Origin of the sequence: Sphingomonas sp., assembly GCF_042096255.1 — a bacterium.
GTDB lineage: Bacteria > Pseudomonadota > Alphaproteobacteria > Sphingomonadales > Sphingomonadaceae > Sphingomonas.
Genome location: NZ_JBELLZ010000048.1, coordinates 1 through 24,926 on the forward strand (window position 1 = coordinate 1; position 24,926 = coordinate 24,926).

A 24,926-nucleotide genomic window follows, 5' to 3' on the forward strand; every position below is an offset into this window, starting at 1 on the left:
CCGATCTGGCGGTGGCGTCGGTGCCGGCGCGGAACGGGCGGTAAAGCTCGTTGAGTGTCGGCAGGCGCCAGCCGCGATAGGCGGCGGCGCGCAGCGTCACCGCCTCGGCAGGCTGCCAGGCGAGGCCGGCGCGGCCGGTCGCCTCCGTGCCGTCGCGGTCGGCGAAGGCGGCGTTGGTCAGGAAGGCGCCGGTGGCAATGGTGTTTTCGCGCAGGCTGCCGTCGTAGATGCGCCACCAGTCGACGCGGCCACCGAGCGTGAGGGTGACCTGGCCAAGCGTCGCGCTGCCGTCCGCGAACAGGCCGGTGGTGGTGCTCGCCCCGCCGGCGACGCGGCGGCGGGTGGGGCTGCCGGCGACGAAGGTGTAGAGCTCCTGCGTACGCCCCTCCACCGCGCGGATGTCGGCGCCGACGCGCAGGTCGCGGCCTTCGCCGACCGGCGGGACCAGCTCGACGCGGGCACCAAGCCCGGTAGCGGGGGTGTTGTACTGGTCGAGCGTCTGGGTGGCGGCGGTGCGCGCCGCATCGACGCTGGCGAAGCTGGTGGCGAAGGCGCGGGTCTGGACATAGGCGAGCGCGGAGAAGCCCCAGGCGCCGCGCCCGACGAGGCGCAGGCTGGCGTCGGCGCCCTCGCTGCGGTTGGCGGTGAAAGCGGTGCCGCGCTCGCGCTGGTCTGTGAAGGCGCTGACATTGCCTTGCAGCTCGACATCGCCGCCGAGGCCGAGCACCGCGCGCGCCGCGCCCGAGGCCTGCTCGTAGGCGGCGGGACGATCGGCGGCGCCGCGGCTTTCCGACACGATCGGGACGAAGCCGTCGCCGCGCGCATAGGCGCCCGAGACGGTGGCAAAGCCGCTGCCGCGTGTGAGCGTCGCCGAACCCTGCGCATCGAGCGCGTCGCGGCTGCCATAAGCGACGCGCCCGGCGAACGGCGACAGGTCGGCCGGCGCCGCGCTCTCCAGCTCCACCGTTCCCGCCAGCGCGCCCGGCCCGAAGTAACCGCTGCCGCCGCCGCGGGTCACGCGGATGCGGCCGAGCCGGTCGGTGGCATAGGCCGGGAAGGCGACCCAGCCGCCGAACGGATCGGTTTGCGGCACCCCGTCCAGCACCAACAGCGCGCGGCTCGACGCATTGCCGCCGATGCCGCGCAGCGAAATGCCCTGGCTGGTGGGATTGGCCGAGCGCGAATCCGAGCGGCGGAACTGTTGGAGTCCGGCGACATCGGCGAGCACGCTCTCCAGCCGGTCGGCGGCATTGGCGCGGATGCGGTCCGCGTCGATAGTGACGATGTCGAAGGCGGCGTCGCCGGGCCGCTCGTCGAGCCCGCGACCGGTGACCACGACCTCCGTTTGCGAAAGCGCGGGAGAGGCGCCGAACAGGGCGGCGAACGGGAGGAGGGGGGCAAGATAGCGCATGCCGCGGCTGTAGGCGGCGAGCCCGCCCGAGGGGAGCCTTATCTCCTGCGACGAGCCGATGTCAGGGCTAACCCGACGTTAACCACCTAAACCCGATAGCATTCTCGGTTTCCCCCGACCGAGGTTGCTCATGTTCGTGCCGCGTTTTCCAGTCCCCCGGCTTCCCGTCATGGCCGCGCTTGCGCTGATCCTGGCCGGCTGTTCGCACCAGGAGCCGATCGCGGTGCAGCCCGCGCCCGCCCCGGCGATCGCGCTGGCGCCGCCGCCGCCGCCGCAGGTGTCGCCGATCAACCGCAACCTGACGCCCTCCGCCACGGTGTGGCACTTCCGCGTCGCGCTCAACGTCGCGGCGCTGGCGTGCCGCGGGCCGAGCGAGGCGACGATCATCGCGGGCTACAATGCGATGCTGCGCGACCGGACGGTGGCACTCGCCGCGGCGCAGAAGGCGCTGTCGGCGGAGTACCGCGCGCGCGGCGGCGACTGGCAGGACGCCTATGATGACGCGATGACGCGGCTCTACAATTTCTTCTCGCAGGCGCAGGCGCGCGACGCCTTCTGCGCCGAGGCGGAGCGGACGCTGGCGGCCCTGCCGATGATCGCGCCCGAGGCGATCGGCAGCTTCGCGCAGACGCAGCTCAAGGTGCTCGACGCGCCCTTTGCTGCGCCGGCGGCGGCGCGGCCGATCATGACGCTGGCGGCGGCTGCGCCACGGCCCGCACCGGCGATGGCGGTGCGCGCGACCACCCGCGCGCCGACCCTCAAGGTGGACATGCGCGCGCTGGAGGAGTGAGCGTCACCCTCACCCTTCCGGCGCTTCGCGCCTCCCTCCCTCTCGGGTGATCAGAAGTTCACCCGCCCCGTGATGCCGTAGTAGCGATCCGCCTCGCGCGGGATGATGTAGCGGAAGCTGCCGCCGGGCCCGCCGCTGGTGATCGCGGCGGCGAAGCTCTGGTCGAACAGGTTCTTGACCTGGAAGGTCAGCCGATAGCGGTCGTCCGCATCGATCACGCCCGCGGACACGTCCACCAGCCCATAGCCGTCCATGGTCGCATAGCGGCGGATCACCGGGTTGGCATCGAGCTGCGACAGCTGGCTCGACTGGTACGAACCCTGCGCGCCGAGCTGGACGTCGATCGCGCCGCCGGTGCGCCAGCGCCAGTCCGCACCCAGCGAGCCCTTCCACTTGGGCGCATAGCCGAGCTGCGTGCCCGAGGGGACGACACCGGTGACGACGCCATTGGTCGGCACCTTGAACTGGTCGATGTGGGCGTCGGTATAGGCGAGCCCTCCTGAGAAGGTGAGGTCGCGGCTGGGCTGGAACAGCAGGTCCAACTCGCCGCCACGGGTGGAGATGTCGCCCGCGTTGGTAAAGCGGGTGACGAGTACGCCTGCCACCTCGTCCGGATTGTTCGCCTGATAGTTATAGTATTTCGCATAATAGGCTGCGAGATTGATGACGAGCTTGCCGCCGAACAGGGTGTTCTTGAGGCCGATCTCGTAGCTGTCCGCGGTCTCCGGCTCGATCACGTTGGTGCCGGTGGCGGACAGGTTGTAGAAGACGTTGAACGCCGGACCCTTGTAGCCGCGCGAATAGGTGGCGTAGGCGGTCGACTGCGGTACGACATCGTACTGGAGGCCGGCGCGTCCCGACCAATTGTCGTTTGTCGTCTTGCCCTGGAACGGGCCGAAGCTGGGGCTGATGCCCGGCCCCGCCAGCGCGGTGACGCGGCGATGGAACACGTCGAGCTGGTCGGTGGTGTAGCGTAGCCCCACGATGCCGCGGAAGCGGTCGGTGAAGTTTAGCGTGCCCTGGCCGAAGAAGGCGAGGTTCTTGAAGGTCGATCCGAACACCGCCGTCCCGGTGGGCTGGGTGACGGTGAGGCCGGGCGTGGTGCAGGGCGTAAGCGTCGTCAGCGTCACCGGCGATGTGCAGACGATGTCGTTGCGGGTGAAGGTCCGCTGCGTGTAGGCGCGCGAGTAGAAGGCGCCGAGGACGTAGGAGAAGAACTGGTCAGACGGGCTGGTCAGCCGCAGCTCCTGGGTGAAGGTGTCGCTGGTCTGCGGCCCGACATCGTGGAGCTGGTTGAAGCCGACATAGGCGGCGGGCAGGAAATCGCCGTCGCGGATCTCGGTGTTGTCATATTCGCGATAGCTGGCGATGTAGGTCACGGTCTGGGTGCCGAGCGTCCAGTCCGCCTGGAACGAGCCGCCCCAGCTTTCCTCGAGCGTGCGCGTGATCATGTCCTGGGCAAGGCGGCGGGTTTCGTCGCCGCGCGGAGTAGGCAAAGCGGCGAAGGCGAGGCTGGTGGCCGGCGCGCCGGTGGTGGTGTTGATCGGGCCGGTGCCGATCACCTCGCCGCAGCAATCGTCGTCGGACTTGCGCCAGTCGCCGATGATGGTGACGGTCAGGTCGGGCGTCGGCTCTAGCACCAGCATGCCGCGCACGCCGTAGTGCTCGTAGCCGTTGACCCGGCGATTGCGGGTGACGTTGCGGATGTTGCCGTCATACTGGCCGTAGAAGCCGGTGACGCGCGCGGCGATTCCCTCGGCGAGCGGCAGATCCAGCGCGCCGCGGATGCGGTATTCGTTGCCGTTGTCGAAGAAGAAGCCGCCGTCGACATAGCCGCCGAAGGTGTCGCCGGGGCGCTTGGAGGTGATGTTGATCACGCCTGCGCTGGTGTTCTTGCCGAACAACGTGCCCTGCGGCCCGCGCAGCACTTCGAGCCGGTCGATGTCTACCAGGTCGCTGAACGCCTCGCCGGCGCGGCTATAGACCACGCCGTCGACCACGGTGGAGATCGACGGCTCGCCCGCGATCGAGAAGGTCGAGGTGCCGACGCCGCGAAGGAACAAAGACTGATTGATCGAGGTGCCCGATTTGCGGAAGTTGAGCGTGGGGACGAGATATTGCGCGCCCTCCAGGTTCACCGCGCCCTTGGCGGCGATCGCGTCGCCCGAGATCACCGAGACGGCGATCGGCACGTCCTGGAGCCGCTCCGAGCGCTTCTGCGCGGTGACGATGATGTCGCCGGGCGTGTCGCTGACCGCAGCGACATCCTCGGCCTGGGTGGTCGCATCCGCCGGCCCGGCAGTGTCGGGTGAGGGCGGCACGTTGGCGTTTTGCTGCGCCGCCACGGGCGCCGACAGGAGCGCGGCGGCGGCCGCACCGGCAAGCAGAAGCGTCTTCATGATGATCCTCCCAATCCCCACTTTTCTAATGGGCTTTTATAAACCTGTCGAGCGTTGTCAGAAACCCAGTTCGACCATCTCCACGACGCGCTTCTCGCGCGCGCTGATCTCCGCCGCGGCGCCGATCGCCACCGCCATCATGCCGTCGCGTGCGGTGACCTCCACCGCACCCTGGCCGCGCACCGCCGCGTTGAACTTCTGGTGCTCGTAGAAGGTGGAGCCGTGATGGCTGCCGGCCTTGAGCGCGGTCTCGTCGGTGTGGACGTGGCGGCGCTCGACCTGCTTCGGGTTCATGAAGCCGACCCGCGGCGAGAAGACCAGCGAGCCTTCGGGGATCAGCACGTCGAGCCGTGCGTCGCTGCCGACCGCGGTGATCTCCTCCTGGTTCTCCGCGCCTTCCGCGAACATCGACAGGTCCAGCATCGCGCGCACGCCATTGGCGAAGTCCACGGTGGTGTAGCTGTTGTCGATGATGTCGGGCGTCTGGCCGTCGTAGAGTTCGTCGAGGTGGTTCACGTCCATCGCGCCCGAGCAATAGACGCGGGTCGCTTCGGCGCCGACGATCAGCCGCATCAGGTCGAAGAAGTGGCAGCATTTCTCCACCATCGTGCCGCCGGTGTTGCGGCTGAAGCGGTTCCAGTCGCCCACCTTCTCCAGGAAGGGGAAGCGGTGCTCGCGGATCGAGAGCATCTGGAGGCGGCCGACCTTGCCGGCCTGGACCTCGCGGATGAACGCCTCGGCCGGCGGCATGTAGCGATATTCCATCGCGGTCCAGAACGGGCGCTCGCTCGCCTCGGCCTGCTCGACCACCCAGCGCGCATCCTCCACGGTCGTCGCCAGCGGCTTCTCGCACAGGATCGCCAGACCCTCGCCGAACAAAGGCACCAGCACGTCGCGGTGGGTGTAGTTCGGGCTGGCGACGATCACCGCATCGACCAGGCCGCTCCTGGCCAGCGCGGCGGACGAGTCGAACGCCTGCACGCCCTCCGCCTTGTCGCCCAGCGCCTTGCGCGCCCAGCCGAGCGACCTTTCCACCGGATCGGCGATCGCGGTCACCACCGCGCCCGGAGTCACCGCCAGGTTGTTGAGGTGCTCCACCCCCATCATCCCGGTGCCGACCAGGCCGTAACGGACTTGCTCTCCCACGCGATCTGTCCTTATGTATGACAACGATGTCTGAGATCATTCTATCGCCCGATTCGAGGCCGCTCGGCAAGAGCGGAATCGCCGTCTCTCCAATCGCCTGGGGCATGTGGCGCTTTGCCGGCGTGTCCGCCGCCGAGGGGCAGGCGCTGGTGGAGGCCGCGTTCGACGCCGGCGTAACTTTGTTCGACACCGCCGATATCTACGGCTTCGACGGCAGCGGGGGCTTCGGCGATGCCGAGTTGCTGCTGGGCGAGATCTTCGCGGGTTCGCCGGGCCTGCGCGACCGCATGGTGCTCGCCAGCAAGGGCGGCATCACTCCGCCGGTGCCGTACGATTCGAGTCGCGGCTACCTGATGCAGGCGCTGGAGGATTCGCTGCGCCGCCTGCGTACCGACCGGGTCGATCTCTACCAGATCCACCGGCCCGACATCCTGACCCACCCGCAGGAGGTGGCGCGGACGCTTGAGGAGATGGTGTCGAGCGGCAAGGTCCGCGCGATCGGCGTGTCCAACTACACGCTCGACCAGACCCAGGCGCTGATCGACCATCTCTCGATCCCGCTCGCCAGCCAGCAGCCCGAATTCTCGCCCTTGTTCACCGAGCCGATGACCAACGGGCTGTTCGACCTGGCGATGGCCGAGGACATCGCCACGCTCGCTTGGTCGCCGCTGGGCGGCGGGCGCATCGCGCAGCCGGGCAGCGCGCGCGAGGAAGCGGTCGCCGCCGCGCTCGACAAGATCGCCGAGAAGGCGGGCGTGTCGCGCACCGCCGCCACCTACAGCTGGATCATGGCGCATCCCGCACGCGTGATCCCGATCGTCGGCACCCAGAATGTCGGCCGCATCACCGAGCTGGCCGATGCCTTCAGGATCACCTGGACGCGGCAGGACTGGTATGACGTGCTGGTCGCGTCGCGGGGGGAGAGGCTGCCGTGAGCAAGCCCTGCGAGATCGCTTGGTTCTCGGCGCTGTGCGACGACGACTACGAGTTCCTCGGCGTCCCCGATCCCAGGCTCAAGTCCAGCTGGGAGCATTGCCGCGACATCGTGATGCAGGCGGAGACCGGCGGGTTCGACAATATCCTGCTCCCCTCCGGCTATGAGTTGGGCATCGACACCACCGCCTTTGGCGCGGCGATCGCAACCTGGACCAAGGCGATCCACCTGCTGATGGCGGTGCGCATCGGCGAAAGCTGGCCCGCCCAGCTCGCCCGCCAGATCGCCACGATCGACCGTATGGCGGGCGGGCGATTGAAGGTGAACATCATCTCCTCCGACATGCCCGGTGAGAAATTGCCGAGCGCGCCGCGCTATGCGCGCACCGTGGAAGCGATGCAGATCCTCAAGACCCTGTTGAACGGCGAGCACCTCAGCCATCAGGGCGAGTTCTGGAACCTCGACATCGATCCGCCGCGGGTGAAGACGGTGAGCGGCAAGGCGCCGCTCCTCTATTTCGGCGGCCTGTCCGAGGACGCGCGCGAGGCCGCCGCCAAGGCGTGCGACGTGTTCCTGATGTGGCCCGACAAGCGCGAGAACGTCGCGGCGATCATTGCCGACATGGACGCCCGCGCCGCCAAATACGGCCGCACGCTCCGCTACGGCTATCGCGCGCACGTGATTGTCCGCGACACCGAGGCCGAGGCGCGCACCTATGCCGACCGGCTGCTGTCCAAGCTGGATGCCGAGCAGGGCGCGGCGATCCGCGCCAAGTCGCTCGATTCGACCAGCGCCGGCGTCGCCGCCCAGGCCGCGCTGCGCGAGAATGCCTCAGACGATGGCTATGCCGAGGAGAACCTCTGGACCGGCGTCGGTCGGGCGCGCTCGGGCGCGGGCGCGGCGATCGTCGGCGATCCCGACCAGGTGCTCGCCAAGCTGGCGATGTACCGCGAGATGGGGATCGAGGCGTTCATCCTCTCGGGCTATCCGCACGCGGCGGAGGCGGACCTGTTCGCCCGCCATGTCCTCCCGCGGATCGACCACGCGCCGCTGGAGCGGTGAGGCGAACAGGGCAGCACGCCGCATGTGCTTCGACTTCGCTCAGCACGAACGGGGTTGGGGATCTCCCCCTTCTCCGTTAGCCCTGAGCGAAGTCGAAGGGCGGATGGTGCACGGTACATCGCCTTTATCGCACTGCAACGAGGCGAACCGAACTCATGCCTGAAACCGACACCCAGCCCCTCGTCGTCGGCATCGGCGGCACCATCGGCGGCGTCTCCTCCACTGAGCGGGCGTTGCGGATCGCGCTGGACGCCGCCTGCGCGCAGGGCTTTCGCACCCGCATGTTCGGCGGCGCGGACATGGCGCGGCTGCCGCTCTACGATCCCAAGGCGGCGACGCGCACGCCCGAGGAGCGCGAGTTCGTCGACACCGTGCGCGCCGCGTCCGCGCTGATCATCGCCTCGCCCGGCTATCACGGCAGCATCTCCGGCGTGGTCAAGAACGCGCTCGACCTGCTGGAAGAGACCGCGCGCGACGACGCGCGCGTGTACCTCGCCGACATGCCGGTCGGGCTGATCGCCACCGCTTATGGCTGGCAGGCGACCGGCAGCACCATCGCCGCGCTCCGCTCGATCGTCCACGCGCTGCGCGGTTGGCCGACGCCCTTTGCCGCGGCGATCAACACCCAGATCACCAAGTTCGACGATGAGGGCGGCGCCAGCGACCCGGCGGTGGTGGAGCAGCTCCGCATGGTCGGCCGCCAGGTCGCCCGCTTCGCGCCGCTGGCGGGGCAGGCCTGAGCCTTGCGCAAACTCCCACTCCTTGAGTAGGAGATGAACATGGCTCCGATCTCCCGCCGCGACACGCTCGCCCTGCTCGGCCTCGGCGGCACCGGCCTCGCCAGCGGTGTGCTCGCCGCGGGGATTGAACTGCCCTTCGCCAATGGCGCGCGCGAGACCACCACCGCCTTTCCGGGCAAGGGTGAGATGATCCTGCAGCGCGTCCGCGCGCCGCTGCTGGAAACGCCGATCGCGGCGATGGACGGGCAGGTGTTCACGCCCAACGACCGTTTCTTCGTCCGCTGGCATTATGACGACATCCCCACGCGGGTGGACACGCGCAGCTTCCGCCTGCGCGTCGGCGGCGCGGTACGGCGGCCGCTGGCGATCTCGCTGGAGCGGTTCGCCCGGCTGCCGCGCTTCGCGATCGCGGCGGTGAACCAGTGTTCGGGCAATTCGCGCGGGCTGTTCAGCCCCCGCGTGCCCGGCGCGCAATGGGGTGACGGCGCGATCGGCAATGCCCGGTGGGAGGGCGTGCGGCTGCGCGACGTGCTCGACCTCGCCGGCGTGCTGCCGCAAGCGGTGGCGGTGCGCTTCGCCGGGCTCGATCGGCCACCGCCGGGCGCGCCGCCTTTCGCCAAGGCGCTGTCGCTCGACCATGCGCGCGACGGCGAGGTGATGATCGCCACCCACATGAACGGCGAACCGCTGCCCTTGCTCAACGGCCTCCCGATGCGCCTCGTGGTCCCCGGCTGGTATTCGACCTATTGGATCAAGGCGCTCGACCACATCGAAGTGCTGACCGGCCCCGACGACGGCTATTGGATGGCCAAGGCCTATCAGATCCCCGCCACCCCGGATGCGGGCATCGCGCCGGGCACGCACGACTTTGCCAAGGTGCCGATCAACCGCATGGTGCCGCGCGCCTTCATCACCCTGCTGGCGGATGGCGCGACGGTGGCGGCGGACTCGCCCTTCTACATCCGCGGGCTGGCGATGGGCGGCGCGAACGCGGTGGCGCGGGTCGACCTGTCGATGGACGCCGGCCGCTCCTGGCACCGCGCGACGCTCGGCCAGGATCAGGGCAAGTACGGCTTCCGCCTGTGGGAGGCGACCATCCCCGGCCTGAAGCGCGGCGGCTATCGGCTTTGGGCGCGGTGCACCAATGCGGACGGGGACAGCCAGGCGATGGCGCCGATCTGGAACCCGGGCGGCTATATGTACGCGCCATGCCCCTCCATCGCGATCCGCGCGGCATGAAGCGTGCGCTGGGCCTCGCGCTGGCGCTCGCCGCCTGTTCGGCCGAGCCGGAGCCCGCGGGCAATGCGGCGGACCCGGTGGTGTCGATGACCTTGCCCGCCGACACCGCGACGCTGCCCGCCACGCCTGCGGGCGAGCTGGTCACCAACACCTGCACCGCCTGCCACTCGGTGGAGATGATCCGCCAGCAGCCGAAGCTGTCCGCCGAGCAATGGGCCGCGACGGTGAAGAAGATGCGCGAGGCGTACAAGGCGCCGATCCCGCCGGGTGAGGACGGCGCGCTGGTGGCGGCGCTGGTGGAGATGCAGGGCGGTTAGCTTCCAACCGTCACCCCCGCCTTGTGCGGGGGTCCACGTTTCGCCGAGCGTTGCGGCCCGACATTCATCGTTTGCGCTTGCCGCTCGGTGGGCCCCGGCACAAGGCCGGGGTGACGGTAAAGCATTTGACTTAGCTCCCACCCGGGCGCACCCTCTTGCCAAAATACAGGCAGGAGAGCGCGCGATGCCCCAGGCAGCCTATGACCTCGTGATCCGTGGCGGCACGATCGTCGACGGTAGCGGCGGCGAACCGTTCGAGGGCGATGTCGCGGTCGCTGGCGGCGCGATCGTCGGGGTCGGGCGGGTTGCCGGCCATGGCGCGGAGGAGATCGACGCACGCGGCCAGATCGTCACGCCCGGCTTTGTCGACGTCCACACCCATTATGACGGGCAAGCGACCTGGGACGCGCGGATGCAGCCCTCGTCGTGGCACGGCGTCACCACGGTGGTGCAGGGGAATTGCGGCGTCGGCTTCGCGCCGTGCCGGCCCGAGGATCGCGACCGGCTGGTGTATCTGATGGAGGGGGTGGAGGACCTGCCCTATCCCGTTCTCACCGCCGGCCTGCCGTGGAACTGGCAGAGCTTCCCCGACTATCTCGACGCGCTCGATCAGCGCCGCTTCGATGTCGACATCGGCACTCAGCTGCCCCACGCCGCGCTGCGCGTCCAAGTCATGCGCGAGCGCGGGGTGGCGCGTGAGCCCGCCACGCCCGATGACATCGCCGCGATGGCGCGGATTGCCCGCGAGGCGGTCGAGGCGGGAGCGCTGGGCTTCTCGACCAGCCGCACCTTGAACCACAAGACCAAGGCGGGAGAGCCGACGCCGACGCTCACCGCCGAGGAGGACGAGTTGACCGGCATCGCCGTGGCGTTGGCCGAAGCGAACGGCGGACAGGGCGCGGGCGTGCTCCAGTTCGTCAGCGACTTCCACCCCGATCCCGAGGCCGAGTTCGCGATGTTCCGCCGCATTGTCGAGCGGAGCGGCCGGCCGCTCTCGTTCAGCCTCGCGCAGAGCCACCAGGCACCCGACTCGTTCCGGCTTATCCTCGGTGCGCTGGAGGCGGCGGTGGATGCCGGCCTGCCGATGAAGGCGCAGGTCAGCCCCCGCGCGGTCGGCGTGCTCTTCGGGTTGGACCTTACGCTCAACCCGTTCAGCGCGCACGCCGCCTATAAAGCGATCGCGCAGCTGCGGCTCGCCGAGCGGGTGGTGGCGATGCGCGACCCTGCGTTCCAGGCGGGGCTGTTCGCCGAGGCGCCCAGCCCCGCCGATCCCTTCGCCAGCGCCAGCCTGACCGCCTGGGCGGGCATGTACCCGCTCGGCGCCGAGAGCCCGGACTATGAGCCGACGCAGGACCGCACCGTCGCTGCGCTCGCGGAGGCGCAGGGCCGCGATCCCAAGGCGGTGGCGCTCGATCACCTGCTGTCGGATGGCGGGCAGGGCATCCTCTACCTGCCGTTCCTCAGCTACGGCTATGGCTCACTGGCCGCGTCGCACGAGATGCTCTCGCACCGCGACACCGTGCCCGGCCTGTCCGACGGCGGCGCCCATGTCGGCATGATCTGCGACGGCAGCTTCCCGACCTCCCTGCTCACCCACTGGACGCGCGATCGCACCCGCGGGCCGAAGCTGCCGCTGCCCTTCGTGGTGAAGCAGCAGTGCGCCGACACTGCCGCACTGGTCGGCCTCGGCGATCGCGGTCGCATCGCGGTGGGCCTGCGCGCGGACTTGAACGTCATCGACTATGACCGGCTGACCCTGCTCGCGCCCGAGATCGTCCATGACCTGCCCGCGGGCGGCCGACGGCTGATGCAGCGCGCGCACGGCTATACCGCCACCATCGTCGCGGGCGAGGTGACCTATCGCGACGGCGAGCCCAGCGGCGCACTGCCCGGCCGTCTGCTGCGCGGCGCCCGCGGCGCGCCGGCGCTGCGCGCCGCCGCCTGACGCACTTCGTCACGAACCTAGATCAAGCGCGCCGCGTTCTTCGCCCTATCGCCACAGGGCAGCGAAGGACAGGTTCATGGAAGCAGCGGACGTTTTCACCACGCTTGATCTCGAGCTCAAGCCCGATCCCTCGCGTACGGTGATCCGCCCGTTCGGCTTCGACTATCCGGACGCCTTCAAGGAAGGGCGCGCGCCGCGCGCGCAGGCGGTGGTGCAGCGGTATCTGGCCCTCGACCGCGACTATCGCCACCACATCCTCCGGATGATCGAAAGGCCGATGGGCGAGCGCCATCGCAACGCCGACCAGATCTTCCGCCGCCGGTTCGAGGAGATCAAGGACGAGATCGGCGAGACCGGCGACCTCGACGATTGCGACCATGTCCTGATCGGCGCGTATTTCAGCCAGGAATATGCGTTCGAGTCCGCGGCGTTGTTCAACCCGAGCATCGTCCGGATCAACGATCCCGAGCCGCGGGACGGCAAACTCCCCTTCTTGCTCTCGCTCCGCGGGATCGGGGAGGGGCACATCTCTTCCGTGACGCTGCGGATCGGGTGGTGGGACGGCAAGGACGATGTTTCGGTCGAGGCGCCGAACCCCAGCGGCGTGCCCCCGCGGGTCAGCCGCGATCGCGACGGCTGGGTTCAGCTCGAATGCGGCGACGCGCAGGACGTCTCGGAAACCGTGATCTTCCCCGTCCTGCCCAGCCAGCGTCAGGGCGTCGAGGATCTGCGGCTCGTCAATTTCACCGATGACGACGGCACCGAAAGCATCATCGGCACCTACACCGCGTTCGACGGCACGCACGCGCGCGCGGAAATGCTGCGCGGGATCGACCTTCGCAATTTCGAGATGCGGGCGCTGGAAGGTGCCATGGCGGCCTATAAGGGCATGGCCCTGTTCCCCCGCCGCGTCGATGGCGACTTCGTGATGCTCGGCCGGCAGGACAATGAGAACATCTGGCTGCTCCGATCGGACGATCTCAGCCGCTGGGAGACCGGTACGAGGATCCTCGGGCCCAAATACCCGTGGGAATTCGTGCAGATGGGCAATTGCGGCTCGCCGCACGAGATCGACGAGGGCTGGCTGGTCTTCACCCATGGGGTCGGGCTGGTCCGCGGCTATTGCATCGGCGCCTGCCTGCTCGACAAGGCAGACCCCTCGAAGGTGTTGCTGCGCACGCCGTCTCCCCTGCTGTTCCCCAGCGCCGAGCAGCGCGGCGGCTATGTCCCCAACGTGACGTACAGCTGCGGCGCGCTGATCCACGGGCGCCGCATCCTGCTGCCCTATGCGATCGGCGACGAATATACCGCCTTCGCGACCGGCAGCGTCGATGACCTCCTCTCGGCGATGGTCGAGGCCTGACGATACGCCGGCTGGCATAACTTCTGTTATCTTGTCGTTGACTCGCGCCCCTGCGCTGGTCCACCCATGCGCCGCGGCGACAGACCGCGAGCGGGAGAGCGGTGATGGTCCTGACCAGGGGCGACGACTATCCGATCCACCAGACGCCGGAGCCGGTCGCCTATGCCGGCACCGACCGCAACTTCTACGATCGGTTCTTTTTCAACGGCTATGCACCGGACGTGGGCGACGATGGCTTTCTCGCGGTCGCGCTGGGCGTCTATCCGCACATCAACGTCATCGACGCCAGCTTCTGCTGGCTGATGAACGGCCGCCAGGTGAACCTCCACGCCAGCCGCGGCCTCGGCATGGAGCGGATGGACACGCAGGTTGGCCCCATCCGCATCGAGGTGATCGAACCGCTCCAATCGCTGCGCATCACCATCGACGCGCCGGACGAGGGCATCCGCGCCGACATCACCTTCACCGGGCGCGCCTTCCCGCTGGAAGAGCCGCGCTTCACCCGGCGCAACGGCCCGCGCGTACTGATGGACGTGACGCGCATGACCCAGAACGGCAGCTATGCCGGCTGGGTTGAGGTGGACGGCACCCGCACCGACGTGACCGGCTGGCACGGCACCCGCGACCGCTCCTGGGGCATTCGCCCGATCGGCGCGCCCGACGCGCAGCCGCCCAGCCCACCGATCGCGCCGCAATTCTTCTGGCTGTGGAGCCCGTGCGCGATGGAGGACGGCGACCTTTACGCCCATACCAACGACGACGCGCACGGCCGTTTTTGGAACCGCCGCGCCGCCTTCCGCCCGCTCGGCGGCGGAATCGACGACGAGCAGCATTATGATCATGCCGATTACCGCATCGGCTGGAAACCCGGCAGCCGCCACGCGCAATCCGCCGAGTTGACGCTGCGCAATGAGACCGGCGACACGCGGGTCACCTTCGAGGTCGGCCAGACCTTCATGATGCTCGGCCTGGGCTACGGCCACCCGAAATGGGGCCACGGCCGCAGCCACGGCGAGGCGCTGACGGTGGAGCGCGAGGACTTCACCCCGGCCGAGCTCGACCCCATGCAGCCGCACCACCTCCACATCCAGGCATCGGTGGGCGTCACCATGACCGGGCCGGACGGCAGCGTGCGGCGCGGCAAGGGGGTGCTGGAGCAACTGGTGATGGGCCCGCACGCGCCGTCCGGCTTCACCGGGGTGCTTGATCCGGCATGAGCGACCTGCCGCTCACCGGCGTGCGCGTGTTCGATTGCGTGCCGGGCGTGCTCGGCGCCATCGGGCGCTTCCTGGGCGAGCTTGGTGCGGAGGTGATCCGGGCCGAGCCGCCCGAGGCCGCTGACCGGCATGAGGGCACGAAGGTCGCGGGCGTGTCGCTATCCTTTGCCGCCGCCAATCTCGGCAAGCGCGCGGTGGTGATCGAGGATCAGTCCGCGTTCGAGGCGCTGGTGCGCGACGCCGACATCCTGCTGGAAGCGGGCGGATGGGACATCCCATCCGTCCGCGCCCTCAACCCCGCGCTGCTGGTCGTCTCCATCTCGGACTTCGGCGCGGAGGGTCCCTGGGCGTCGTGGCAGGCGAGCGACGCGGTGCTCCACGCGCTCACCGGCGGCCTGTCGCGCTCGGGCCTGCCCGACCGCCCGCCGCTGCTGCCGCCGGGCCGCCTCACCTATGAGACCGCGGCGGCGCAGATCGCCTGGCTAACGCTCGCCGCCTACATTCGCGTCCTGCGCACCGGCGAGGGTGACCGGCTCGACGTGTCGCTTCTGGAGGCGGGGATGCAGGCGCTCGACCCCGGCTTTGGCCTGTCGGGCAGCGCGCAATCGGGCGTGCCCTTCTGGAAGATGCCGCGCGGACGCCCCGACGAGCGGGCCCGCTATCCGATCATCCCGTGCGCCGACGGCTTTGTCCGCCTGTGCATTCTTGCGCCGCGACAATGGCGGGGCATGTTCGCCTGGATGGGCGAGCCGCCCGAGTTCGCCGGGCCGGAGTGGGAGAAGCTCCAGACGCGCTTCCGCTCGCCCGACCTGATCCCGGCGATCACCCGCTTCTTCGCGGACCGCACTCGCGCGCAGATCGAGGCCGAGGGCGAGGCGCATGGCGTGCCCGTGGCTGCGCTGCTCGACCTCGCCGAAGCGCCGCATACCCCGCAGATGACCGCGCGTGGCGCCTTCGCCGAGGTGGAGATCGCAGCCGGCGTGTCGCTGCCTTTTCCCAACGGCACGATCGAGATTGACAGCACGCGTGCCGGCATCCGTGGCGGCGTGCCGGTGCCTGGCCCCGCGCGCTTCGAGGCGCCGCGCGCCGCCTTCGCACCGCCTCCCGCTGCCGATCGCCCGCTCGCCGGCATCAAGGTGCTGGACATGGGCGTGATCGTCGTCGGCGGCGAGACCGGGCGGCTGCTCGCGGACCTTGGCGCAGAGGTGGTCAAGATCGAGAATGGCGCCTTCCCCGACGGCCAGCGCCAGTCGCGCGACGACGCGCCCGTGTCGCTCACCTTCGCCGCGGGCCATCGCAACAAGCGCGGCCTGTCGATCGACCTGCGCTCGAGCGAGGGGCACGCGCTGTTTCTCGACCTGGTGCGCGAGGCGGACGTGCTGCTGTCGAATTTTAAGCCCGGCACGCTCGCCGCGCTTGGCCTCGACCGCGACACGCTGCGCGCCGCCAACCCGCGGCTGATCACTGTCGACAGCTCCGCCTTCGGGCCGACCGGCCCCTGGTCGAAGCGGCTCGGCTATGGCCCACTGGTGCGCTGCTCTACCGGGCTGGCCAAGTGCTGGGTCTATCCGGGCGAGCCCGAGGGCTTTTCCGATTTCATCACTGTCTATCCCGATCACGTCGCCGCGCGGATCGGTGCGTGCGGCGCGCTGGCGCTGCTGATCCGGCGGATGCGCAAGGGGGAGGGGGGCAGCGCCAGCGTGTCCCAGGCCGAAGTGATGATCGGCCACATGGCCGCCGAGGTCGCCGCGCTGGCGGCAGAGGCGCGGGGCCATCCGGTCGTGCCGGCCGATCCCGCGGAGGACTGGCTGCTCCCAGCGGCTGGCGACGACGAATGGTGCGTGGTCACCGTGCGCGACGCCGATGATCGGGAGCAGCTGGCGGCGCTGTGCGGCGACAGCGATCACGATGCGGTCGCGGTCTGGATCGCGCGGCACCCGCCCGCCGACGCCGCCGCCGCGATCCAGCAGGCGGGCATGCCCGCCGGCTGGATGGTCCGCGTCATCGAAATGCCGGAGCTGCCGCAGTATCGCGCGCGCGGCCTGTTCCGCGAGGCGACGCACCCCCTGCTCGCCGATCCCTTCACCGTCGAGGGTGCGCCGACCCGCAGCGAGCGCATGCCCGCGCCCGGACAGGCGCCCGCGCCGCGCATCGGCGAGCACAGCATCGCGGTGCTGCGCGACTGGCTGGGCATGGACGCCGCCGCCGCGCAGGCGCTGGCGGACCGCAGGATCATTGAACAGGCAGCTTGAGGGAGAGGGTTTATGCAACTCGGCAATGAGGCGGTGACGGTCGAAACGCGCGGCAATGTGATGCTGGTGACGATCAACCGGCCGGAGGCGCGCAACGCCGTGAACCGTTTCGTCCACGAGGGAGTCGGTGACGCGCTCCATGCCGCCGACGAGGACCCGGAGATCCGCGTCGTCATCGTCACCGGCGCGGGCGACAAGAGCTTCTGCGCGGGCGCCGATCTCGTTGCGTTGAGCCGCGGCGAGAGCCTTGCGCCGGATGACAAGGAGAAGGCGGCCTGGGGGTTCGCCGGCATCGTCAGCCACGCCGTCTCGAAGCCGGTGATCGCGGCGGTGAATGGGATGGCGCTGGGGGGTGGGCTGGAGATCACGCTGGCCTGCGACCTGGCCGTCGCGGTGGAGGACGCCAAGTTCGGTCTGCCCGAGCCTAAACGTGGTCTGTTCGCCGCCGCCGGCGGCGTGTTCCGCCTGCCCGAGCAATTGCCCAAGAAGATCGCGATGGAGATGATCCTCACCGGCGATCCGATCGATGCGCAGCGCGCGCTGGAACTCGGGCTGATCAATGCAGTAGCCCCGCGCGACAAGCTGCTCGACACCGCCTTCGCGCTCGCCGAGCGGATCGCGGTCAACGCGCCGCTGTCGGTGCAGGCGTCGAAGCGGATGGCGCAGGGAATCTCGGGCGGCAAGGTCGCGCGCGAGGAGGCGGCGTGGGCGCAGAACCGAGAGGAAACGCGCGTGGTCTTCACCAGCGAGGATTCCCGCGAAGGGCCCAAGGCGTTCGCCGAGAAGCGCGCGCCGGCGTGGAAGGCGCGCTGATGGCCGATCCGGAGCGGGTCGCCGTCATCGTCGGCGTGGGCCAGGTCAGCGACCGCCCCGCCGATCCCGCGCAGGGGCTCGACGCGATCGGGCTGATGCGGGCGGCGCTGGAGGAGGCGGAGAAGGATGCGGGCGGCGGCTGGTTGGCCGATCTCGGTTCGCTTGGCATCGTCCAGCAGATCAGCTTCCGGCAGGACAATCCGGTCGCGCCGAAGCTCGCCGCGCAGCTCGGGCTGGGCGATGGCGTCGTCTATGAGTCGGTCGGCCCCAACGGCGACAGCCCGATCCTGCTGCTCGACGAGGCGGCCAACCGGATCGCGCGCGGCGAGGTGAAGGTCGCGGCGGTCACCGGCGGGGAGGCGCTGCGCACCGCCAGCCAGCGCGCCGCGCTCAAGGCGAAGGGCTCGGTCGCCGACCAGAACCCGCTGCGCAAGCTCGTCGAGGGCCGCGCGCCCGGCTATCGCCAGCGCTACGGCCTGACCACGCCGGTCGATGTCTATCCGCTCTACGAGAATGCCGGCCGCGCCGCCTATGGCCAGACGCTGGCGGAGGGGCAGCGCGAATCCGGCGAAATCTGGTCGCGCTTCAGCGAGATCGCCGCGCGGACGCCCGCCGCCTGGATCCACCGCGCCCGTTCGCCGGAAGAAATCGTCGAGGCGACCGCGGAGAACCGCCCGATCGCCTTTCCCTACACCAAGCTGATGGTCGCGAACTCCAGCGTCAACCAGGGGGCGGCGGCGATCGTCACCAGCCTGGCGGAGGCGCGTCGCCGCGGTGTGCCGGAAGGGCGGATCATCTATGTCGGCCGGGGCGCCAGTGCGCACGAGCACGACGACTTCCTGGCCCGCGACCGCTACGACGCCTCGCCGAGCATGCGGGTGTGCCTGGAACAGGCGCTGGCGTTCAACCAGGTCATCGCCAACGACCTCGACCTCGTCGAACTCTATTCCTGCTTCCCCTGCGTCCCCAAGATGGCGCGGCGGGTGATCGGCTGGCCGGTGGAGAAGCCGGCGACCGTGTTCGGGGGGCTCACCTTCGGCGGCGGGCCGATCGGCAATTACATGGGCCATGCCACCGCCGAGATGGTCGATGCGCTGCGGGCCGGGGAAGGGCGCCGCGGTCTGCTGTTCGCCAACGGCGGCTTCGCGACGCACAATCATGCGATCGTCCTCTCGACCGCGCCGCTCCCCGGCACGGGCGCGCCGCACGACCATGATTGCCAGGCGCTGGCGGATGCCGCGCGCGGGCCGGTGCCCGAACTGCTGAAGGACTATGCCGGGCCGGCGGAGATCGAGAGCTACACCGTCTTCTACGCCCGCGACGGCGCGCCGCGCGACGGCGTGGTGGTGGCGCGCACCCCCGAGGGCGCGCGGACGCTGGCGAAGGTGGAGGATGCGGCGACGATCGCGTTCCTCACCGATGGGGCGGCCGAGCCGGTGGGGACGGCGGGCGATGTGGTTCGCGAGGGCGAGCTGAGCGTCTGGCGGACTTGCTGACCCACTCCCCTCCGGGGAGAGGGTCAAGGATGCTGGACCGCGTCCTCCCACCCGCTACACTCTCCGCCAAACAGGAGAGGTCATGATCACCGAACCCACCGCCGAGCCGAGCGCCGGCGAGATCCGCCTCGTGATCACCGCCTCGGCGCTGGGCACCGTGTTCGAATGGTATGATTTCTTCATCTACGGCACGCTCGCCGCCTCGGGCATCATCGGGCGGGCGTTCTTTCCGGCGGGGAACGAGGTGGTGCAGGCCCTGCTCGCCTGGGCGGGGTTCGCGGTCGGCTTCGGCTTCCGCCCCTTGGGCGCGGCCTTGTTCGGCTATCTCGGCGACCGGCTGGGGCGCAAATACACCTTCCTTGTCACCATCACGCTGATGGGCGTCGCCACCGCGGGCGTTGGCCTGGTCCCGTCCGCCGCGGCGATCGGCTTCGCCGCGCCGATCCTGGTGCTGCTGCTGCGCATCGCGCAGGGGCTGGCGCTCGGCGGGGAATATGGCGGCGCGGCGGTCTATGTCGCCGAGCATTCGCCGCCGGGGCGCGCAGGCTTCTACACCAGCTTCATCCAGGCGGGCGTTGCCGGCGGCTTCATCCTCAGCCTCGCGGTGGTGCTGGGGGTGAAGGCGCTGATGCCCGCTGACACATGGGCGGAATGGGGCTGGCGCGTGCCCTTCCTCTTCTCGGTGGTGCTGCTCGCCATCTCGCTCTGGATGCGGCTGAAGCTGTCCGAAAGCCCGGTGTTCAAGGCGATGCGCGCCGAGGGCGAGATCGTGAAGAACCCGGTCGTCGCCAGCTTCACCTATCCCGGCAACCTCAAGAGGATGCTGGTCGCATTGTTCGGCATCGCGGCGGGGCTGACGGTGATCTGGTACACCTCGATGTTCTCGGTCCTCTCGTTCCTCCAGACCACGATGCGCGTCGAGGAGACGACCGCGCAGATGATCGCCGGCTTCGGCGCGCTGATCGGCGTCGGCTGGTTCCTGCTGTTCGGCCATGTCAGCGACAAGGTGGGACGCAAGCCGCCGATCGTCGCCGGCTATGTGCTGACTCTCGTGTTCCTGTTCCCGATCTTCTGGCTGATCGGCGGCGCGGCCAATCCGGGCCTGGCGCAGGCGGCGCGGGCGGCGCCGGTGATGGTGCGCGGCCCGACCTGCGCCTATTCGCCCTTCGCCACCAAGCAGACCGACAGCTGCGCGCAGATCCTCGACCAGTTATCGAAGAAGGGCATCGCCTACACCAAGGCCGCCGCGCCCGATGTCACTGTCACCATCGGCGGGCGCCTCGTGGCGGATACTTCGCCCGCAGGCCTCGACGTCGCGCTCATGGCGGCGGGCTATGACCTCACGCCAGTGCGGCCCGCCGCGCGCGACATCCTGATCATCCTGCTCGGCATCCTTGCGATCACCGGCCTGTCGGGCATCACCTATGGCCCGGTCGCGGCCTTGCTTTCGGAGATGTTCCCGCCCGAGATACGCTATTCCTCGCTGTCGATCCCCTATCACCTGGGCACCGGCTATTTCGGCGGGTTCCTGCCGTTCATCAGCCAGTATATCGTCGCCAAGACCGGCGATCCCTATTCCGGGCTCTGGTACACCTGGGGCGTCACCCTGATGGCGCTGCTGGTCACCGTCTGGGGCCTCAGGGAGACGCGCCCGCGCTGACAAGCCGGCGCTTTGCCGTTACCGCGCAGCGATGATCCCCTCCGCCTGCCGTCTTTCGCTCAGTTCCGCCGCCCTCGTCCACAACTGGCGCCTGCTTGATCAGATGAGCGGCGCCGCGGCGTGCGGGGCGGCGGTGAAGGCGGACGCTTATGGCCTGGGCGCGCGCGAGGTGGTGACGCGGCTCCAGGCCGCGGGCTGCCGCGACTTCTTCGTCGCCACCTGGCGCGAGGCGCGCGCGCTGGCCGACACCGGCGCCACCCTGTCGGTGCTCCACGGCATCCGCGCACAGGACCTGCCGCTCGCCGGCCTGCGCAACGCCCGCCCCGTGCTGAGCACGCGCGAGCAGGTGCGCCGCTGGCGCGAGGTGGGCGGCGCGTGCGACGTGATGGTCGACACCGGCATGAATCGCCTCGGCCTCTCACCCGCCGAAGTCGCCGCGGGCGTCACCGACGGGCTCCAGGTCGAGACTTTGATGAGCCATCTCGCCTGCGCCGACGAGGACAGCGGCCAAGGACGAGCGATGAACGCGCGCCAGCGCGACGCCTTCGCCGCGCTCGCGGGACGCACCGGCGCGCGCCGGATGAGCCTGTGCAACTCCGCCGGCATCGCGCTGGGCGCCGATTATCACTTCGACCTCACTCGCCCCGGCCTGGCGCTCTACGGCGGCGTGCCGCGCGCGGAGCTTGGCGCGATCCGCCAGGTCGCGACGCCGCAGGCGCAGGTGCTCCAGCGCCGCCGCGTGCCCGCCGGCGAGACGGTCGGCTACAACGCCACCTGGACCGCGCCCGCCGACACCGAGGTGGCGATCCTCAACATCGGCTATGCCGACGGCTATCGGCGCGCCTTCTCCGGGCTCGGCCGCGCCTTTGCGGGCGATCACGCCTGCCCGGTGCTGGGGCGTGTGTCGATGGACCTGCTGGCGGTGGAGTGCGGCGGCGACGTGGGGGAGGGCGACTGGCTGTCGCTCGACTATGCCCTGCCCGAGGCGGCGGCGGCGAGCGGGGTGTCGCAGTACGAGCTGCTCACCGGCATGGGCGCGCGTTTCGACCGGGTGTGGCGGTAGAGCTTGGCCAACTAATGTTTGATCGCCTCCCCGGCGTTCGCCGGGGAGGTGCGGTTGTTTCACCCTCTCGCGACGCTCTTCAGCCATTCCCCCAGCGGCTCCCACAGCGCCATCCGCTCGCGCCCCGTCACCATGCCGACATGCCCTGCCCTCAGATCACGCCGATCGGCCAGCCCCGCCGCGCTCGCTGCGGGCACGATCCGGTCGCTCAGCGAGACGAATTCCACCGCCGGGCAGGACAGCGCCCGCGGATCGATCCCCCGCCCGCCGACGCGCCATTCGCCCCGCCCGGTGCGGTCTGCGGCGATCAGTCCCTCGAACAGCTCCGCCCCCGCCGCATAGGTCAGCGGCGCACCGCCGTTCGCCCAGTCCTCCAGCGCCAGGAACGAGGCGACCGCCGCGTCGTCCGCCTCCGCCAGCGCCTCGTATTTGGCGATCGTCCGGCCCGGGTCGAGCCGCCAGAACCCCGCCTGAAACACTTCCATCGGCACCAGCCCCAGCGCGTCGCACGCCGGCTGCGCCGCGCGCCACAGCTCGGCGATCGCCTCCCGCTCCGGATAGTCGGCGAAATGCCAGGGCGCCGCGATCGTCGCCACGCCCGCGACCGGCGCGATCGCCGCCGCCGCCCAGGCCATCGTCCCGCCCAGGCAATAGCCGACTAGCAGCGGCGGCTCGGGCAACTTCGCCAGCAGCGGCACCAGCCGCTCGGCCACATGCCGCGTCACGTCCAGCGCGCGATCGGCCGGCCGCGGCTCGCCCCAGTCGAGCAGCCAGCAACGGAAGCCTTGCGCGCGCACCCAGCGGATCAGCGAGGTTTCCGCGGTCAGGTCCAGCACGCGCGGCGGGTTGATCAGCGAGGGCACGAACACCACCACCGGGCCCTCGCCGCCATAGTCGCGCAGCCGCGCGCGGCCCTTGCGGAAGCGCGCTGGCATCGGCCGCACGGGGCGGGGGCGCGGCGCCTGCTGGTAGCGACGCAGCCCGGCGAGCGCGCGTGCCATCCGCTCGGGCTCTGCTGCGGTCTCGCTGCGCAGCATCTCAAGGAACAGCGGCAGCGGGCGCGGGCCATGTTGCGGCGCGTCATCGCCTGGGTTACGCTGCGTCAAAAGAGCGTTTGTCAACGGAGGGGCCCGTGAAAAAACAGAATGCCGGGGTCGGCACGGTCATCATCAAGAAATACGCCAACCGGCGACTCTACAACACCGAGTCGTCGTCCTACATCACGCTCGATCATCTCGCCGCGATGACGCGCGAGGGCCGCGACTTCAAGGTGGTCGATGCCAAGACGGACGAGGACATCACCCACAATGTTCTGACGCAAATCATCATGGAGGAGGAAGGCCGCGGCGCGCAGCCGATGCTGCCGGTCAGTTTCCTGCGCCAGCTGATCTCGATGTACGGCGATTCGATGCAGGCGATGGTGCCGGGCTATCTGGAGGCATCGATGGACAGCTTCCGCCGCAACCAGGCGCAGTTCAAATCCGCGGTGGAGGGCGCCTTCGCCAACTCGCCCTTTGCGGAGATCGCCAAGCGCAACATGGAGATGTTCGACGCCGCCACCCGCGCCTTCGAGACCGCCGCCAAGTCCGCCGCGGTAACGCCCAACGCCGAGGAGCGCGGCAAGGACGACGAGATCGCCGCGCTCAAGGCGGAACTGGCCAAGCTGCACGAGAAGGTGGAGAAATTGGGGTGACTTCCTGACCCTCTCCCCTCTGGGGAGAGGGAAAGCCGCGAAGCGGCGAGGGAGAGGGGAAGGTGAACACGGACGGTGAGTCGCACTTCCCCTCTCCCGCCCTCGCCTTCGGCGAGGCCACCCTCTCCCCAAAGGGGAGAGGGGCAAGGTGTTACCGCCCCTTCACGAACTTCAGCGTCATCCGGTCGCTCTCGCCGATCGCGATATATTTCGCGCGGTCGGCATCGCCCAGCCGCAGCGAGGGTGGCAGCGTCCACACCCCCTCGGGCCAGTCGGCAGTATCGCGCGGGTTGGCGTTGACCTCGGACCGGCCCGCCAGCTTGAACCCGGCCTTCTCGGCCAGCGCGATCACGGTCGATTCCTTAAGATAGCCGCTCTTGTCCTCCGCCGCGGCGTCGCGCACTTCGGGCAGGCGGTGGTCCACCACGCCCAGGGTGCCGCCGGGCTTGAGCATGCGGAATATCGCCGCGAACGCCTTCTCCGCATTGGCCGCGCCGCCCATCTTCACGTTGTGGACGTTGCGGAAGGTGAGCACCACGTCCGCGCTGCCGTCCGGAACGCCCGGCTGGCCAGGCGCGGCGGGGAAGGCGGCGAGCTTCACCTTGCCATAGGTCGCGGCATCCTTGGCCTGGAGCGCCTTGACCCCGTTCAGCCCCTTGTCCCAGCCGCCGGCGGCATAATAGGTGCCGCGCTTCGCCAGATAGGGCGCCAGGATCTCGGTGTACCAGCCGCCGCCCGGGATCAGCTCGACCACCGTGTCGGTCGGCTTCACCCCGAAGAACATCAGCGTCGCGGCGGGATGCCGCCAGGCGTCGCGCTGGACGTTGGCGGGGCTGCGCGTCTTGGCGCCGATCGCCTGCTGGAGCTCGGCGGAGGGGCTGGTCGCGGCAACCGCCGCGGCGGTGGTGACGAGGCAGGCGGCGAGGGCAAAAGCAGCACGCATGATTCTCTCCGTCAGGTTTGGGGCGGACCATGCGCGCACGCGATTGGCCACGCAAGCACGGCGGCTTGCTTCGCGGTGGCAGGGGACTAGTTAGGGACGATGAGCAAGCCCCTGACTCCGCTCCTCGATACGGTCGCGCTCCCCGAAGACCTGCGCAGGCTCGCGCCCGATCAACTCGGCCAGCTTGCCGACGAGCTGCGCCAGGAGGTGATCAGCGCGGTCGGCACCACCGGCGGGCACCTCGGCTCGGGGCTGGGCGTGGTCGAGCTCACCGTCGCGATCCATTATGTGTTCGACACGCCGCGCGACAAACTGATCTGGGACGTCGGCCACCAATGCTATCCGCATAAGGTGCTGACCGGCCGGCGCGACCGGATCCGCACTTTGCGCCAGGGCGGCGGGCTGTCCGGCTTCACCAAGCGGAGCGAGAGCGAATACGACCC

General features: G+C 69.7%; 21 protein-coding genes. 16 read left to right on the plus strand and 5 right to left on the minus strand.

What is annotated here, in order from left to right:
* Positions 1 to 1,411 (minus strand): TonB-dependent receptor plug domain-containing protein (locus ACFDTH_RS10290; protein ID WP_375287434.1); only part of this gene is annotated, 1,411 nt, incomplete at its 3' end.
* Between the two features lie 169 nt (positions 1,412 to 1,580).
* Between ACFDTH_RS10290 and ACFDTH_RS10295 the strand changes: the two genes are divergently transcribed.
* Positions 1,581 to 2,201: a hypothetical protein gene (locus ACFDTH_RS10295; protein ID WP_375287435.1), complete on the plus strand. Its 621-nt coding sequence runs from the start codon at positions 1,581 to 1,583 to the stop codon at positions 2,199 to 2,201.
* 50 nt (positions 2,202 to 2,251) lie between these two features.
* Here ACFDTH_RS10295 and ACFDTH_RS10300 read toward each other — a convergent pair whose 3' ends face one another.
* Positions 2,252 to 4,600 carry a TonB-dependent receptor gene (locus tag ACFDTH_RS10300; RefSeq protein ID WP_375287436.1) on the minus strand — a complete coding sequence of 783 codons (2,349 nt, stop codon included), beginning with the start codon at positions 4,598 to 4,600 and terminating at the stop codon, positions 2,252 to 2,254.
* A 57-nt stretch (positions 4,601 to 4,657) separates the two neighbouring features.
* Entirely contained in the window at positions 4,658 to 5,746 is a 1,089-nt protein-coding gene (locus tag ACFDTH_RS10305) for a Gfo/Idh/MocA family protein (RefSeq protein ID WP_375287437.1), read from the minus strand.
* A gap of 26 nt (positions 5,747 to 5,772) precedes the next feature.
* On the opposite strand from ACFDTH_RS10305, the gene ACFDTH_RS10310 reads away from it, so the two are divergent.
* From ACFDTH_RS10310 to alr, 13 genes are all read left to right on the plus strand, one after another.
* Complete coding sequence (locus ACFDTH_RS10310) at positions 5,773 to 6,681, plus strand: aldo/keto reductase family oxidoreductase (protein WP_375287438.1); 909 nt, start codon at positions 5,773 to 5,775, stop codon at positions 6,679 to 6,681.
* Entirely contained in the window at positions 6,678 to 7,742 is a 1,065-nt protein-coding gene (locus tag ACFDTH_RS10315) for an LLM class flavin-dependent oxidoreductase (RefSeq protein ID WP_375287439.1), read from the plus strand. The genes ACFDTH_RS10310 and ACFDTH_RS10315 overlap by 4 nt, the downstream gene beginning before the upstream one ends.
* Positions 7,743 to 7,897: 155 nt before the next feature.
* Positions 7,898 to 8,482 (plus strand): NADPH-dependent FMN reductase, encoded by a 585-nt coding sequence (locus ACFDTH_RS10320; RefSeq protein ID WP_375287440.1) that lies wholly within the window; start codon positions 7,898 to 7,900, stop codon positions 8,480 to 8,482.
* 33 nt (positions 8,483 to 8,515) lie between these two features.
* Complete coding sequence (locus tag ACFDTH_RS10325; protein ID WP_375287441.1) at positions 8,516 to 9,721, plus strand: molybdopterin-dependent oxidoreductase; 1,206 nt, start codon at positions 8,516 to 8,518, stop codon at positions 9,719 to 9,721.
* The gene (locus ACFDTH_RS10330) at positions 9,718 to 10,038 is read left to right on the plus strand and encodes a cytochrome C nitrite reductase (RefSeq protein ID WP_375287442.1); all 321 of its coding nucleotides are present in this window, start codon (positions 9,718 to 9,720) and stop codon (positions 10,036 to 10,038) included. Before ACFDTH_RS10325 ends, ACFDTH_RS10330 begins: the two co-directional genes overlap by 4 nt.
* A gap of 184 nt (positions 10,039 to 10,222) precedes the next feature.
* Positions 10,223 to 11,983, plus strand: coding sequence for an amidohydrolase family protein (locus ACFDTH_RS10335; protein ID WP_375287443.1), 1,761 nt, complete (start codon positions 10,223 to 10,225; stop codon positions 11,981 to 11,983).
* A gap of 76 nt (positions 11,984 to 12,059) precedes the next feature.
* The gene (locus ACFDTH_RS10340) at positions 12,060 to 13,346 is read left to right on the plus strand and encodes a glycosidase (RefSeq protein WP_375287444.1); all 1,287 of its coding nucleotides are present in this window, start codon (positions 12,060 to 12,062) and stop codon (positions 13,344 to 13,346) included.
* A 104-nt stretch (positions 13,347 to 13,450) separates the two neighbouring features.
* Entirely contained in the window at positions 13,451 to 14,563 is a 1,113-nt protein-coding gene (locus ACFDTH_RS10345; protein ID WP_375287445.1) for a hypothetical protein, read from the plus strand.
* Positions 14,560 to 16,815 carry a CoA transferase gene (locus ACFDTH_RS10350; protein ID WP_375287446.1) on the plus strand — a complete coding sequence of 752 codons (2,256 nt, stop codon included), beginning with the start codon at positions 14,560 to 14,562 and terminating at the stop codon, positions 16,813 to 16,815. The genes ACFDTH_RS10345 and ACFDTH_RS10350 overlap by 4 nt, the downstream gene beginning before the upstream one ends.
* 12 nt (positions 16,816 to 16,827) lie before the next feature.
* Positions 16,828 to 17,628: a crotonase/enoyl-CoA hydratase family protein gene (locus ACFDTH_RS10355; protein WP_375287447.1), complete on the plus strand. Its 801-nt coding sequence runs from the start codon at positions 16,828 to 16,830 to the stop codon at positions 17,626 to 17,628.
* On the plus strand, positions 17,628 to 19,124 hold the full coding sequence (locus tag ACFDTH_RS10360) for an acetyl-CoA acetyltransferase (protein ID WP_375287448.1): 1,497 nt from the start codon (positions 17,628 to 17,630) through the stop codon (positions 19,122 to 19,124). Before ACFDTH_RS10355 ends, ACFDTH_RS10360 begins: the two co-directional genes overlap by 1 nt.
* A gap of 82 nt (positions 19,125 to 19,206) precedes the next feature.
* Positions 19,207 to 20,784 carry an MFS transporter gene (locus ACFDTH_RS10365; RefSeq protein WP_375287449.1) on the plus strand — a complete coding sequence of 526 codons (1,578 nt, stop codon included), beginning with the start codon at positions 19,207 to 19,209 and terminating at the stop codon, positions 20,782 to 20,784.
* A 31-nt stretch (positions 20,785 to 20,815) separates the two neighbouring features.
* Positions 20,816 to 21,847 carry an alanine racemase gene (alr, locus tag ACFDTH_RS10370; RefSeq protein WP_375287450.1) on the plus strand — a complete coding sequence of 344 codons (1,032 nt, stop codon included), beginning with the start codon at positions 20,816 to 20,818 and terminating at the stop codon, positions 21,845 to 21,847.
* 59 nt (positions 21,848 to 21,906) lie between these two features.
* On the opposite strand, the gene ACFDTH_RS10375 is transcribed toward alr, so the two are convergent.
* The gene (locus ACFDTH_RS10375) at positions 21,907 to 22,884 is read right to left on the minus strand and encodes an alpha/beta fold hydrolase (RefSeq protein ID WP_375287454.1); all 978 of its coding nucleotides are present in this window, start codon (positions 22,882 to 22,884) and stop codon (positions 21,907 to 21,909) included.
* Positions 22,885 to 22,979: 95 nt separating this feature from the next.
* On the opposite strand from ACFDTH_RS10375, the gene phaR reads away from it, so the two are divergent.
* Positions 22,980 to 23,540, plus strand: a complete 561-nt coding sequence (phaR, locus tag ACFDTH_RS10380) for a polyhydroxyalkanoate synthesis repressor PhaR (RefSeq protein WP_375287451.1) — start codon at positions 22,980 to 22,982, stop codon at positions 23,538 to 23,540.
* Between the two features lie 151 nt (positions 23,541 to 23,691).
* On the opposite strand, the gene ACFDTH_RS10385 is transcribed toward phaR, so the two are convergent.
* Entirely contained in the window at positions 23,692 to 24,483 is a 792-nt protein-coding gene (locus tag ACFDTH_RS10385; RefSeq protein WP_375287452.1) for a class I SAM-dependent methyltransferase, read from the minus strand.
* A gap of 99 nt (positions 24,484 to 24,582) precedes the next feature.
* On the opposite strand from ACFDTH_RS10385, the gene ACFDTH_RS10390 reads away from it, so the two are divergent.
* On the plus strand, positions 24,583 to 24,926 hold a 344-nt coding region (locus ACFDTH_RS10390), incomplete at its 3' end, for a 1-deoxy-D-xylulose-5-phosphate synthase N-terminal domain-containing protein (RefSeq protein WP_375287453.1).